This window comes from Pedobacter sp. CFBP9032, assembly GCF_034045265.1.
Lineage (GTDB): Bacteria > Bacteroidota > Bacteroidia > Sphingobacteriales > Sphingobacteriaceae > Pedobacter.
The window spans coordinates 55985-71296 of sequence record NZ_JAXCWE010000013.1; the positions used below are offsets into that span (position 1 = coordinate 55985).

The 15312-nt window shown below is 37.7% G+C and carries 9 protein-coding genes; 5 read left to right on the forward strand and 4 right to left on the reverse strand.

The genetic code is table 11. The features are described 5' to 3' along the window. Positions 1–171: 171 nt before the first annotated feature. Positions 172–1827, forward strand: a complete 1656-nt coding sequence (locus SOM16_RS19815; protein WP_320465736.1) for a glutamine--tRNA ligase/YqeY domain fusion protein — start codon at positions 172–174, stop codon at positions 1825–1827. A 450-nt stretch (positions 1828–2277) separates the two neighbouring features. On the opposite strand, the gene SOM16_RS19820 is transcribed toward SOM16_RS19815, so the two are convergent. Then, positions 2278–3114 (reverse strand): N-acetylmuramoyl-L-alanine amidase, encoded by an 837-nt coding sequence (locus SOM16_RS19820; protein ID WP_320465737.1) that lies wholly within the window; start codon positions 3112–3114, stop codon positions 2278–2280. Between the two features lie 114 nt (positions 3115–3228). Here SOM16_RS19820 and SOM16_RS19825 point away from each other — a divergent pair, with 114 nt between their 5' ends. Both SOM16_RS19825 and SOM16_RS19830 read left to right on the forward strand, forming a co-directional pair. Beyond that, positions 3229–4908 carry a dipeptidyl-peptidase 3 family protein gene (locus tag SOM16_RS19825; protein ID WP_320465738.1) on the forward strand — a complete coding sequence of 560 codons (1680 nt, stop codon included), beginning with the start codon at positions 3229–3231 and terminating at the stop codon, positions 4906–4908. Between the two features lie 261 nt (positions 4909–5169). Then, positions 5170–7608: a TonB-dependent receptor domain-containing protein gene (locus tag SOM16_RS19830; RefSeq protein ID WP_320465739.1), complete on the forward strand. Its 2439-nt coding sequence runs from the start codon at positions 5170–5172 to the stop codon at positions 7606–7608. 70 nt (positions 7609–7678) lie between these two features. On the opposite strand, the gene carB is transcribed toward SOM16_RS19830, so the two are convergent. Together carB and SOM16_RS19840 are read right to left on the reverse strand one after the other, a co-directional pair. After that, positions 7679–10516 (reverse strand): carbamoyl-phosphate synthase large subunit, encoded by a 2838-nt coding sequence (carB, locus tag SOM16_RS19835; RefSeq protein WP_320465740.1) that lies wholly within the window; start codon positions 10514–10516, stop codon positions 7679–7681. A gap of 354 nt (positions 10517–10870) precedes the next feature. After that, positions 10871–11188, reverse strand: a complete 318-nt coding sequence (locus tag SOM16_RS19840) for a carboxypeptidase regulatory-like domain-containing protein (protein ID WP_320465741.1) — start codon at positions 11186–11188, stop codon at positions 10871–10873. 466 nt (positions 11189–11654) lie between these two features. Here SOM16_RS19840 and pnuC point away from each other — a divergent pair, with 466 nt between their 5' ends. After that, the gene (gene pnuC / locus SOM16_RS19845; RefSeq protein ID WP_320465742.1) at positions 11655–12272 is read left to right on the forward strand and encodes a nicotinamide riboside transporter PnuC; all 618 of its coding nucleotides are present in this window, start codon (positions 11655–11657) and stop codon (positions 12270–12272) included. After that, on the forward strand, positions 12256–12786 hold the full coding sequence (locus SOM16_RS19850) for an ATP-binding protein (protein ID WP_320465743.1): 531 nt from the start codon (positions 12256–12258) through the stop codon (positions 12784–12786). Before pnuC ends, SOM16_RS19850 begins: the two co-directional genes overlap by 17 nt. Before the next feature lie 598 nt (positions 12787–13384). Here the strand turns inward: SOM16_RS19850 and typA are convergent. Next, complete coding sequence (typA, locus tag SOM16_RS19855; protein WP_320465744.1) at positions 13385–15190, reverse strand: translational GTPase TypA; 1806 nt, start codon at positions 15188–15190, stop codon at positions 13385–13387. Between the last annotated feature and the right edge of the window lie 122 nt (positions 15191–15312).

Genomic DNA, 15312 nt, shown 5'->3' on the forward strand with positions numbered 1-15312 from the left:
CCTTACTCCTTGCTCTCTATTCCTTACTCCTTATTCTTCGCTATTATCTATTCAAACTCATAGCCTATTCCCCTATTTCAATTGCCCATTCCATCAAATTATCTATTTGCTATTCCTTACGTAATATACGCGCAATCTTTTTACCTTTGCAATCCTAATTTACAGGTTTTTATGAGTGAAGAAAAGTCATTGAACTTTATTGAAGAAATTATTGAGAACGACTTAAATAGTGGTAAGTACGAAACTTTGGTTACACGTTTTCCGCCAGAGCCTAATGGTTACTTACACATTGGCCATGCGAAAGCAATATGCTTAAACTTTGGATTAACACAAAAGTATGGTGGTTACACCAACTTGCGTTTTGATGATACCAACCCGGTTACCGAAAAAACCGAATATGTAAATAGTCAACAGGAAGATATTAAATGGTTAGGCTTTAACTGGAAGAATGAATTATATGCCTCAGATTATTTCGACGAATTATATTCTTTCGCAGTTAAACTGATTGAGAAGGGCTTAGCCTACGTTGATGAAAGTTCTGCTGATGAAATTGCGGCTTTAAAGGGCACCCCAACTGAACCCGGCAAGGATAGTCAATACCGTAACCGCAGCATTGAGGAGAATTTAGAGATCTTCACTAGAATGAAGAATGGCGAATTTGCTGATGGTGCTTATATTTTGCGTGCAAAAATAGATATGGCTAGTCCGAATATGTTGATGCGGGATCCAATTATTTATCGCATTAAACATGCGGTACATCACCGTACTGGCAACAAATGGTGCATTTATCCAATGTATGATTTTGCACACGGCCAAAGCGATAGTATCGAAAACATCACACACTCTATTTGTACTTTAGAGTACGTTTCTCACCGTGAATTATATGATTGGTTTATCGAAAAACTAGAGATTTTCCCTTCTAAACAATATGAATTTGCACGTTTAAACCTTACTTCAACAGTAATGAGTAAACGTAAATTATTGCAACTGGTAAATGAAAATTTAGTTAACGGCTGGGATGATCCACGCATGCCAACTATTTCTGGTTTGCGCAGAAGGGGGTTTACGCCAAAAAGTGTTCGCGAATTTTGCGAGCGGATTGGGATTGCTAAACGCGAAAACCTGATCGAACTGAGCTTACTGGAATTTTGTATTCGCGAAGACCTAAATAAATCAGCCAATCGAGTTATGGCAGTTTTGGATCCGATTAAATTGGTAATTACCAATTATGAAAAAGGAACAGAAGATTTAATCGGCGAAAATAATCCGGAAGCAGAAGATGGCGGCGGTACCCGTATTATCCCTTTCAGCAATGAGCTTTGGATTGAACGTGAAGATTTCATGGAGGTACCTGCAAAAAAATGGTTCCGTTTGGCTCCAGGTGCAATGGTCCGTTTAAAATTCGCATACATTGTGAAGTGCGAAGATTTTGTAAAGGATGAAAATGGAAACGTAACCGAAATTCACTGTACATACATTCCAGAATCTAAAAGTGGAAATGATACCAGTGGCATCAATGTTAAAGGAACGATTCATTGGGTAAGTGTTCAACATGCTAAAACAGCAGAAATCAGGTTATATGATCGCTTGTTCACTTCTGAAACGCCAGATGCTGAAGAAGGAGATTTTAAAGACTACTTAAATCCGGAAAGCTTAACGGTTCTTCCAAATGCTTATATCGAACCAGCTTTGGCCGATGCTGATTTAGATAGCCGCTATCAGTTCATTAGAAAAGGGTATTTCTGCCTGGATAAAGATTCTACCGCAGAAAAATTAGTTTTTAATCGGACAGTAACTTTGAAAGATACTTTTAAGAAGCCAAAATAGTTTAAGGATAACAATATATAAACACGGATGAACTTAGGTTTATCCGTGTTTTTTTTTGCCTCGGGTTAGAATCTGCAACAATAGATTCTCTTCATTTACAAAATTTGAATTAATGAAGGTCATTGAAAATCATATATAGGATATCGCCACGGAAACTCAGAGACCACGGAAACCTATCTAAAACACCTGGTATGGAATATATCCAGACTAGTATCCTTACTATTTGGCTAAAAGTAGGATAATTGCCACGGAAACTCAGAGATCACGGAAAACTACCTAAAAAAGCTGGTATAGAAAAATCTAACTCAGTAGCTTTACGGTTTACTCTAAACACATTATAATCGCCACGGAAACTCAGAGATCACGGAAACCTATCTAAGACAGCTGGCGTGGAATTATTAAGCTATTAGCCATACCTTCCACCCACACGCCTTCTACCTTCAACCTCTGTTAGTATTTCGTATAAACATTATACAGCACCAACAAATCTACCGGGGTTAACTTTGGGCTGATATCGCTTTGTATAAAATGGCGCTTAAAGCCAACAATTGCGGCATTCAGATCGCTGGTATCATAACCCATTAGCTTTAATGCATTTGGCCCATCAAAATCTGCTGGTGGGTTTTGTAACACATCATCATACCAATAGCCAAAACCCTTTAACGCCAGTTTTTTCCATGGAAACTTATTGGGATCTGGTTTACGTTTTGGCGCAATATCAGAGTGACCAATAAAGTTGGCGGTCGGGATATTATAAGTCTTCTTCAAGGTTTCCAGTAATTTAACCAGGCTGTTTATTTGTACATCTGGCCATGCATCTGTTGTTCCGTTATTATCTAACTCTATCCCAATTGAGGAAGAGTTCAAATCCGTATCTTTTCCCCATTTACCTACACCAGCGTGGTTAGAGCGCAGATAATCATTCACCATGTGCACTACTTTGCCATCCCTGCTAATTACATAATGGGCACTCGTAGCTGCTTTGGTAGAGTGAAATGTTTTAATGGTTTGTGCCAAACTATCTTGCGCGGTGTGATGAAGGATTACAAAATTAGGTTTGCGAATGCCAAAGTTTACAGAACCAACCCAGGTTTGATTTGTTGGATTTGCTACATCATACAACTGCCCAACAGGTGGAGTGGCAGAAATGATGGTGGCAAAATCTTTTGTCTTTTGCTTATAAATTTTCTCAGTTGCTGCATACTTATTCGTGCTGCAAGCAGAAATAAGTAAGGCTAATGTTAAGATAGATGCGCCGCGGAAAGAAGGAGATTTTACTGAAAACATGGTAATACTTTAATAGAATATGAAGTTACAAAGTTAGGCTAAACTTCACCCAATACATCAAACTTTATACAAAGCTTTCAAATTTTAGTAATTTAGCAGCGATATTTTTTAATAATGAAGAAACGATACACACCTATACTCTTTCTGTCTGCGATTGCCTGCGCCGCCAGTTTATTTTCTGCTTGTACCAATACGGGCAAACCCGACGAAGAAAAAGCAACGGTTGTACAAAAAGATAGTTTAACGGATTATGTAGCCAGCAGACTTCCTATATATGAAAGGGTAAAGCTGACGACCAACCTCAACCAGCTGAGCGTTAACGACAGGAAGATTTTACCACTGCTGATTCAGGCTGCTGAGATTATGGATGAACTTTATTGGAAACAAGCTTATCCGCAAAGGGATAGTTTGATGGCCACCATTAAAGATGAAAAAACCCGTGAATTCGTAAATATAAATTATGGCCCCTGGGACAGATTAAATAATGAAAAGCCTTTTGTTGCAGGTGTAGGAAATAAACCTGAAGGTGCTTCATTCTATCCAATAGGCGTTAAGAAAGAAGAAATTGAAAAGGCAGATCTGGCTGATAAATATGGTGCTTATTCTGTTATAAAAAAGGATAGCACAGGAAAGTTGACCACCATACCTTACCACGTATTATTTGCTTCAGAATTACAAAGAGCCAGTTCTCTATTAAAACAAGCTGCACTAATTGCAGAAGACACGGGTTTGAAAAAATATTTAAACCTTCGTGCAGATGCCCTCGTGACAGACAAATTTACCGCCAGTGATTATGCCTGGCTGGATATGAAAACAAATGGCCTTGATATCATCATCGGTCCGATTGAAAATTATGAAGATAAACTTTTCAATGCCCGTACCAGTTATGAAGCCTATGTTTTAATCAAAGATAAAGAATGGAGTAAACGCCTGGCTAAGTATGTAAAGCTTTTACCAGAGTTGCAAAAAAACCTTCCGGTACCGGCCAGGTATAAAAATGAAACACCTGGCACAGATTCAGAGCTTAATGCCTACGATGTAGTATATTATGCGGGAGACTGTAACGCAGGATCGAAAACCATTGCCGTTAACCTCCCGAATGACGAAAAAATTCAACAGGAAAAAGGAACCCGCCGATCGCAGCTAAAAAATGCGATGCAAGCAAAATTTGATAAAATTCTTCTCCCAATTTCAAAGGAATTAATAGATGCAGATCAGCAGCGATACATTAAATTCGATGCCTTTTTTGCTAATGTAATGTTTCATGAGGTTGCCCATGGTTTGGGAATTAAGAAAACCATCACAGGAAAAGGTTTTGTTCGTGAAGCTTTAAAAGAGCAATATAGCTGGTTAGAAGAAGGCAAAGCCGATATCTTAGGTTTATACATGGTTACCGGCTTACTGAAAAAAGGTGAACTGCAAGGCGACATTAAGGATTATTACACCACGTTTATGGCAGGTATTTTAAGATCCGTTCGTTTTGGTGTTTCAGAAGCACATGGTAAAGCAAATATGCAATGCTTCAATTACTTTGCAGAAAAAGGGGCCTTTGAGCGCACCACCAAAGGAACATATAAAGTAAATTTTGAAAAATTCGGCACAGCTATGAATGACTTAAGTGCATTTATCATCACCCTGCAGGGAAATGGAGATAAGGTTGCGGTAGAGAAAACACAGAAAGAAAAAGCAGTGATTCCGGCTACACTTCAGCAAGATCTCGATCGCCTGACCAGAAAAAACATTCCTGTTGACGTTGTTTTTGAACAAGGTGTAGATGTATTAGGCGTAAAATAATTATAAGAATACTTAACACTTTTTAGAAATACCCCATAACCTCCTGACTGAAAGATACCTACACATCTTTCAGTCAGGAGGTTTCTTTTTTTTAAGAAATGACGTAACCTTTTAAAAATCCTATCGTCTTACTAATAACTAAAAAAAGGAAACTATTCGTTTCCGAGCTAAACTTTAAACAAGAAGGTAAAAACTGAAGTGCATGTAAATGCTTAATAAAAATCATTTTGCCCGAATTTTTAAGATTTAAAACCTAAACAAATGAAAATTCTTTACAAATTATCGCTCGCCATTATCATTATTTGCGCTTCAGTGAATTTATTTGCCCAAACGACACCAAAGACCAATCTAACCGGCACCATTCTCGATGAAAATAGAAAACCAATAGATTATGCAACGGTTGTGCTTTACAAAGCTGCCGATTCGAGCATCGTAAGAACCAGTTTTACAGACCAGAACGGAGTTTTCGGTTTCAACGTTAACACAAAAGGCACTTATTTCTACAAAGCCAGCAACATGGGCTATAACACGTTTAAAAGTAAAACCATTACACTAACAGATGAAAATCAAAAAGTGGATTTTGGTTCAGCACAGCTTGTTTCCAGTACACAAAATCTGAAAGAGGTAAGTATTGCGGTAACCAAACCATTAATCGAAAGAAAAATGGATAAGGTTGTGATGAATGTTTCTTCGAGCGCCATTATGACTGGATCAACCGCCCTCGAAGTTTTGCAAAAAGCACCCGGCGTTTCGGTAGATCAGAATGATAATATCTCCATGCAGGGTAAACAAGGTGTATTGATTCAACTTGATGGGAAACAAACTTATATGAGCAGTGCTGATGTTGCCAACCTACTGCGGAACATGCAAAGCTCGGAGATTGAAACGATAGAACTCATTACCAATCCATCATCTAAATATGACGCAGCAGGAAATTCCGGAATTATCAATATTACCACTAAGAAAAATAAAGCCGGGGGCACCAACGGAAGCATTAACGCAACAGCTGGATATGGAAAAAACTTCAGAGGTAATACAGGCTTGACCTTAAACCACAGAACAAAAAAACTGAACCTTTTTGGTAACTATAACTATGGAAAAACTAAACGTGCAAACTCCATCGCAATTGATCGTATCTCAAACGGTACGCCCGATACCTATTTTATGCAATCTGGATCAAGTTTAAGAGATCAGCAAAACAACAACTTTAAGGCGGGTGTAGATTACTTTATTGATAAGAATAATACCATTGGCGTGTTGGTAAACGGCTATTTTAATCGGGGAACAGAGGTTTCAGGAAGTAATACTTTAATCGGCCCATCTTTCCAACAAGTAGATTCAACCTTAGCATCCAATAGTCTACAAACCAACAAGTACAATAACATTTCTTATAACCTTAATTACAAATCTGTCTTAGATACCGCAGGTTCTGAAATTTCTGCAGATTTCGATTATTCAAAATACAATGGTAATGATGGTTCTGAATATGAAAATGATTATATGTTTGCCAATGGAAACAGAATCCGCCCGGTTAACTACACCAGAAATGGTACGCCATCAAAAATTGACATTAAAACTTTTAAAATTGACTATAAGGTTTCCTTAAGCAAAACCATCAATCTCGAGGCTGGGTTAAAAAGTAGCTGGGTTAAAACGGATAACGATTTACAGGCAGAGGAATTGATTAATAACGTTTGGCAAAATGATGTTCGCAGAAGCAATCGGTTTATTTATGATGAGAATGTAAATGCGGCTTACACAAACATCAATAAAAAGTTTAAAAACACCAGTGTACAACTTGGTTTAAGAGTTGAGCAAACCAATTCTAAAGGGAATCTGGTTACCACTAACACCATAGTTGAACGGGATTATTTCGATTTCTTCCCTACTTTATTTGTGCAGCAAACGCTTTCAAAAAACCACCAACTAGGTTTTTCATACAGTCGCAGAATAGACCGACCAAGTTACGACGCATTGAATCCGTTTATTTATTACCTGGATCAATACACTTATAACAAAGGTAATCCATTTTTAAAGCCACAGTATACCAACAATGTAGAGTTGAGTTATACCTTGATGCAGAAATATATGCTTTCTGTTGGCTATAGTAGAACCACAGATGTAATTACAGACGTTTTATTACCAGATCCTGCTCAAAAAGCCTTGTTTCAAACCAATGAAAATCTTGCAAAAAACATCAGTTACAACGCCAATTTAAATATACCCCTTCAAGTGGCAAAATGGTGGTCGATGAATAATAACTTAAATGTATTTTACCTGAGCTTTGAAGCACCCGATTTAGCAGGAGTAGCGTTAAAAACAGGCAAAACATCTTTTCAGTTTAAATCTCAGCAAAACTTTACTATCGTTAGCGGTCTTACGGCTGAGTTAAATGGCAGTTATGAATCGGCATTGGATTATGGTACGTTGAGCATCAAACCGCGTTATTCTATTGATGCGGGCTTAAGCAAATCGCTTTTTGAAAAGAAAGCAAGTTTGAAATTAGCTTTATCAGATGTATTTAATACTTACAGAAACGATATCTCGAGTGCATTCCCGGGCTTGGCATACGAGGTACGCCAGAAAAATGAAAGCCAGATTGGGCGGATAAGTTTTACCTACCGCTTCGGTAAGGAAATTAAACCTGCCCGCCGCCGCTCTACAGGTTCTGAAGATGAGCAAAACAGGATGAAAAATTAGTTTTAATGTTGCCCCTTAAATGAGGAGGCAATAAAAAAGGGCGATGTTTAAATCATCGCCCTTTGCTTTTTTATTTACTCAAATACATTGATTTATCCTTGTAAAGTTTACGGAAGTATGGATCTTCCAAATCTTTAATGAAGCGAATGGCCTCACCTGTAGATTTCATTTCCGGACCTAACTCTTTCGTTACCTCAGGGAATTTCTCGTAAGAGAAAACCGGTTCTTTAATCGCGTAGCCTTTTAGCTTGCGCTCGATGGTAAAATCTTTCAGCTTCGCTACGCCCAACATAATTTTTGCTGCGATGTTAATGTATGGCACATCATAAGCTTTAGCAATGAAAGGAACTGTACGTGATGCTCTTGGATTGGCCTCAATTACATAAACCTTTTCGTCTTTGATGGCAAACTGAATATTCAATAAACCACGCACATCTAAAGCTTTAGCAATCTTAATCGAATACTCTTCCATTGCTTTAGTTACCGATTCTGGTAAGCTGAAAGTAGGCAATACTGCGAACGAATCGCCTGAGTGGATTCCTGCTGGCTCTATGTGTTCCATCATTCCAACAATGTGAACATCATCTCCATCAGATATCGAATCAGACTCTGCTTCTTCTGCCCTATCTAAAAAGTGATCAATCAATACCCGGTTACCTGGTAAATCGCCTAATAATTTTACTACCGCTTTCTCCAGGTCTTCATCATTAATCACGATGCTCATTCCTTGTCCGCCTAATACATAACTAGGGCGAACCAGAACTGGATAACCTACTTCATTGGCCACCACAATGGCTTCTTCAGCATTTTCTGCTACACCATATTTAGGATATGGAATGTTTAATTCTTTTAATAAATCTGAGAAGCGACCACGATCTTCAGCGATATCCATGTTTTCGAAAGATGTTCCGATAATTTTAACGCCTAGTGCCGTTAATTTCTCAGCCATTTTCAAAGCCGTTTGACCGCCCAACTGAACAATCACACCTACTGGTTTTTCCAGTTCGATAATTTCACGAACATGTTCCCAGAAAACCGGCTCGAAGTATAATTTATCGGCCATGTTAAAATCTGTAGAAACCGTTTCTGGATTACAGTTTACCATGATGGCTTCAAAACCTGATTCTTTTGCCGCTAGCAGACCATGTACACAAGAGTAATCGAACTCAATACCCTGACCAATACGGTTCGGCCCTGAGCCTAAAACAATTACTTTTTTGTTTTCTGAAGGGATAGATTCATTCTCCTCATCAAAAGAAGAATAGTAATATGGCGTTTGTGCAGGGAATTCCGCAGCACAAGTATCTACCATTTTATATACTCGGTTAATACCTAAAGCTTTACGTCGGTCATACACCTCATCTTCAGTAACGTTTCCTAACAACCAGGCAATCTGAATATCAGAGAAACCTTTTTGTTTAAGGGTGAAGAAGAAATCCTGAGGGATGTTATTTAATGAATATCTTTTTAATTCAGTTTCTAAAAGAACAAGATCCTGGATTTGGTTTAAGAACCACTTATCAATTTTGGTTACCTTACGGATAGATTCCAGAGGCACGCCCATTGTCATGGCATCTTTAATTAAGAAAACACGGTTCCATGAAGCATGCTCCAGGCCATCCATAATTTCTTCTATGTTGCGCACTTGTCTGCCATCTGCACCTAAACCTGCACGGTTGATTTCTAAACTCTGACAAGCTTTTTGCAAGGCTTCGATAAAGGTACGGCCAATAGCCATTACCTCACCAACAGATTTCATCTGTAAACCAAGTTCTTTATTAGCACCTTTAAATTTGTCGAAATTCCAGCGAGGAATTTTAACAATTACGTAATCTAATGTAGGTTCAAAGTATGCTGAAGTGGTTTTGGTAATTTGATTTTCGATCTCATCAAGATTGTAACCGATGGCCAGCTTCGCCGCAATTTTAGCGATTGGATAACCCGTTGCCTTACTGGCTAATGCCGATGAGCGAGATACACGAGGATTAATTTCGATGGCGATAATGGCATCATCAACAGGGTTTACCGAGAACTGAACGTTACATCCACCAGCAAAAGTACCGATAGCACGCATCATTTTAATGGCCTGATTACGCATTTCCTGATAACAACGGTCAGATAATGTCATAGCAGGTGCAACTGTAATTGAGTCTCCGGTATGAATACCCATTGGATCGAAGTTTTCGATTGAGCAGATAATGATTACGTTATCATTGCTATCTCTCAATAACTCCAATTCATATTCTTTCCAGCCTAAAACAGCTTGTTCTACTAAAACCTCATGTGTTGGCGAAGCTTCTAAACCACGTTTAAGTGCAGCGTCAAATTCTTCCTTTTTATGTACAAAACCACCACCAGAACCACCCAAAGTATACGATGGGCGAATTACCAATGGAAAACCGATTTCCTGAGCAGCTTCTTTACCTTCTAAGAATGAGTTGGCAATTTTAGAAGGCGCTACACCTACACCTATATCAACCATTAACTGGCGGAAAGATTCACGGTTTTCCGTTTTTTCGATAGCCGCTACATCAACACCGATAACTTTAACACCATATTTTTCCCAAACGCCACGCTCGGAAGCTTCTACACAAAGATTTAGCGCCGTTTGACCGCCCATAGTTGGCAAAACAGCGTCAATTCTAGGTAGATCTGTAGAATTTATATGCTCTTGAAGAATAGCTTCAATTGAATCAACAGTTAAAGGGTGAAGATAAACATGATCACCAATAACTTTATCCGTCATAATTGTTGCCGGATTAGAGTTGATAATGGAAACGGTAATCCCTTCTTCTTTTAAAGAAAGTGCCGCTTGCGAACCGGCATAATCAAATTCGCAGGCTTGGCCAATAATAATTGGGCCTGATCCGATAATTAGTACTGAGCGTATGGAAGTGTCTTTAGGCATGATAAAGCTTAAACAATGATTAAAATTCTAAAGTAATTTGGCTCCATTTTGAAACCATGAAAGCAACGAGATTTTGTGCTTGTAAGAAGAAAAATCCCAACTGTTCTGTCGGGATGCAAAGATAGGTTTTTTGAAGCGTTTTTTACTTTAATTTTTTAAAATTAAAAAGTGTGTTTAAAAATCATTTCAACACCGCAATTTTAACAGGTAAGAAGTGTATTAAATTTATGTTTTGAAAGGGTTAACTAAGTGTGAAATCATTAAGATTCGATTAACCGGATGCTATAAGTAATGATGATCATAAATTACTAAAACTTAAAAAGGAGCCGTTGGCTCCTTTTTGTAATGATTTAATTATTGCAATAATTTAATTTCTCCTAAATCTGTAGTGGTACTATCTTTTACGGCTACATTTTCAATAATCGAATCTTTATATGGCGGATTCGCTTTGACTAAAATGGTATAAACACCTTCTTTCAAATTCGTGAAGGAGAAGGCCCCCTGATTAATTTGTACTTTAACGGTATCGGAACCTGTAACAAGTGAAACACTAGTAACAGCATCTTGTGGACTAACTCTACCCACAATACCACCTGCTCTTACAAATGTGAAAGCCACAAATAAAATAGACGACAAGATTAAGGCGACGCAAAAAACACTCAGCTTTTTCATATAATTTATTTTAGTTTCAAATACCATTTTCATGGATCCAATATTAAACCCGCTTTACAACTAATTTGTTTGTCGCATAAATAGAACACTGTAGCATTTTTAAGAAATAACAGATGTACCTTTTTGCTTCGCGCTTGATGTATTCTCTGTAAAGCGACCGCTAAATTAGTAAACAATCGTTAAAATTATGTTAAAACGTAACATTAATATAGTGTTAAACTTACACGAAGTCATGTTTAAGTCATGAAAGATATAATTAAACATAATTGGCAAAAATCTTGTAATAAGCAGAACATATATGCGTTTTGTATATACTTTAGAAAAAGATCTAAAGCTTCCTCGCGGAGTAGTTAACCGCAAATGAGGATTTCTTCATAAATAGTTTGTTTGGTTTATTATCCGGCTTGAGGAGCCCTCCTCAGCCGGATTTTTTCTTTTACAGCTATTTCTATTACATTTGATCTATATGGTCGTATTAGAAGCGTCTTTCTTTCAATTTTTGTTAAAACAACTCCATCAAACCACTGCTTTAGAATGGGTTGCGGTAATTACTGGCTTTATTTGCATCTATCTTGCTGCTAAAGAAAGTATCTGGAACTGGCCAATATCTATCATCAGTGTGGTTTCTTACGGCTTTCTATTTTTTAGAGAGGCTATGTATGGTGATATGACGCTTCAGATTTATTTTCTGTTTACGGCATTTTATGGTTGGTACTTTTGGTTTACTAAAAAAGTAACACATCATAAACCCGTTACTAAACTTCCTACAAAAAACTGGCTATTGGTCATCATTTTTGTTTTGTTACTCAGCATATTTTTAGGCTGGTTTATGGCAAGCTATACCAATAGCACTGTTCCTTATGCGGATGGATTCTGTACATCTGTCAGCTTTGTTGCACAGTTTCTGCTAACCAGGAAAATATTGGAAAACTGGTTACTTTGGGTGTTCGTTAACATCTGCTATGTCCCCTTATTTATCTACAAAAACTTAAACCTAAGTGCCCTGTTATATGTGGTATTAGTCATTATTGCCTTTAAGGGTTATTTAGATTGGAAAAAAACCTATCGTGAACAAATCAATTAAAAAAATAGCCATCGTAGGGCCTGAGAGCACTGGCAAGTCGACCATATCTCAACTGTTAGCAAAGCATTACAAAGTTTCATGGGTGCCGGAATATGCACGCTATTATTGCGAAAACTTAACTGCGCCTTACACCTTGCAAGATGAGGTAAACATGTTTTATGGACAAGTCGCTTTGGAAGATGCCATTTTGGTAACTACTGAAAGTGATTTCATTATCTGCGACACCACATTTGTTACGGTAAAAATTTGGAGCGATGAAATGCTCGGTGAAACACCACAACTGGTTTTAGATGCACTGCCCAAACGACCTTATGATTTATATTTACTAATGGATATTGATCTGCCATGGCAAGATGACCCGCTGCGTGATTTTCCAAATCAGAGGGAATATTTTATGGAAGTCTGGCATAAGGAGCTCAAGGCTTTAGATGCGAAATATGAAGTAATTAGTGGCGTAGGTGATCTGCGGTTAGCAAATGCAATTGCAGCTGTTGATGACTTTCTCACTAAATAACTTTTAAACCTATCTGAAAGTTATAACCACCTAAGACACCTAAGGATAAACTTTCAAAAGATAGAAAAGCAGGTTACTGACCTTAGAAAAACAATCTTACTAGAGCTAAGGTGTTTCTAAGGTGTCTTAGGTGATGACCCTCAAATTAAACACCTTTCTCGCGAAATATTTTGAGAATAAATTCAAGTTGTTGTATACCTTTTAAATAACCACCTAAGACACCTAAGGATAAAGTTTCAAAAGAAAGAAAAACAGGTTACTAACCTTAGAAAAATAATCTCCTACTATAGCTAAGGTGTCTTAGGTGGTAAAAATTAAGCACCTTTCTCGCGAAATATTTTAAGAATAAAATCAACTTGTTCTATACCTTTTAAATAACCACCTAAGACATCTAAGACACCTAAGAATAACATTTCAAAACATAGAAAAGCAGGTTACTAACCTTAGAAAAACATTCTTACCACAGCTAAGGTGTCTTAGGTGGTAAAAATTAAACAAAAAACCTCCTATCTAAGCTGTTTACAACCCTTCAAACGCAAAAAGCCCCGATTCACATCGAGGCTTTGATATTTTTAAGTCCCTTTTGGGGATTTAACGTTTAAGCGAATTGCTTCCCTTTAACCTTACGTTCTTGCTCTGTTAAGAAGATTTTACGTAAACGCATACTTGCAGGTGTAACCTCGATATACTCGTCAGCCTGGATGTATTCCATAGCCTCTTCTAAAGAGAATTTAATTGCAGGTGCAATACGGGTATTATCATCTGTACCAGATGCACGCATGTTCGTTAATGCTTTTCCTTTAACAACGTTTACTACTAAATCGTTATCACGGATGTGCTCACCCATAATCTGACCTTCATAAACATCAACTCCCGGATCAACGAAGAAACGACCTCTATCCTGTAACTTATCAATTGAATAAGCAGTAGTTTGTCCTTTTTCCATAGAAACCAAAACACCATTTAAACGACCAGGAATAGTACCTTTCCAAGGCTCGTAAGCTTTGAAACGGTGTGCCATAATCGCCTCACCAGCAGTAGCAGTTAATACGTTGTTACGTAAACCGATAATACCACGGGATGGGATTTCGAATTCTAAGTGTTGTAAATCGCCTTTTGGCTCCATAATTAACAACTCACCTTTACGCTGAGTTACCAATTCAATTACTTTACCAGAAACTTCACCCGGTACATCTACAATTAAAGTTTCAATTGGCTCATGTTTTTTACCATCGATTTCCTTAACGATAACCTGTGGCTGACCAACCTGAATCTCATAACCTTCACGACGCATAGTTTCGATTAATACAGATAAGTGGAGAATACCACGACCGTAAACCAACCATGAATCAGGAGAAGCTGTTTCAACAACTTTTAAAGCCAAATTTTTCTCAGTTTCTTTAATCAAACGTTCTTTAATACGTTGAGAAGTAACCAATTTACCTTCTTTACCAAAAAATGGAGAGTTGTTAATCGTAAACAACATGTTCATTGTTGGCTCATCAATGCTAATTACCGGCAATTGTTCCGGTGCATCAAAGTCAGAAATGGTATCACCAATATCAAAACCATCAATACCTACAACGGCACAAATATCTCCAGAACTTACTTCAGTGGTACGGATTTTTCCTAAACCTTCGAAAGTATAAAGTTCTTTTACTCTGGTTTTAACAACCTTACCATCGCGTTTAATTAAAGTTACCGGTTGGTTTTCTTTAATTGTACCACGGTGAACACGGCCAATTGCAATACGACCTACGAAAGAAGAATAATCTAACGAAGTAATTTGCATTTGTAAAGTACCATCGTTAATTGGCGCAGGTGGAATGTTTGCTACAACGGCATCCAATAAAGCGAAAATATCAGTAGTTGGAACTTTCCAGTCTGTACTCATCCACCCTTGTTTAGATGAACCGTAAATAACCGGGAAATCCAATTGCTCTTCAGTAGCTTCAAGGTTAAAGAACAATTCGAAAATTTGCTCATAAACCTCTTCCGGGCGACAGTTTTCTTTATCCACTTTATTTACCACCACAATCGGTTTTAAACCAAGGGCTAAAGCTTTTTGCGTTACGAAACGCGTTTGAGGCATTGCACCTTCAAAAGCATCGCAAAGTAAAAGTACACCATCTGCCATTTTCAAAACACGCTCTACCTCACCGCCAAAATCCGCGTGACCAGGAGTGTCAATAATGTTAATTTTTACGTCTTTGTACTGAACAGATACGTTTTTAGATACGATAGTGATACCACGCTCGCGCTCTAAATCGTTATTATCCAATATCAAATCTCCTGTTTGTTCGTTGTCACGAAAAATAGAACAAGAGTGTAAAATCTTATCAACCAACGTGGTTTTACCGTGGTCAACGTGTGCTATAATAGCTATATTTCTAATCTTTTGCATAAAATGCGCCTCAAATTTGGCGCAAAGATAGTGTTTAGAAATGAATTTTCTACTATATCACTCACTATTTAATGCTATAATAATCTTGTAATAGGCTCATTTTTAATTAGAAAAGCCGAAAG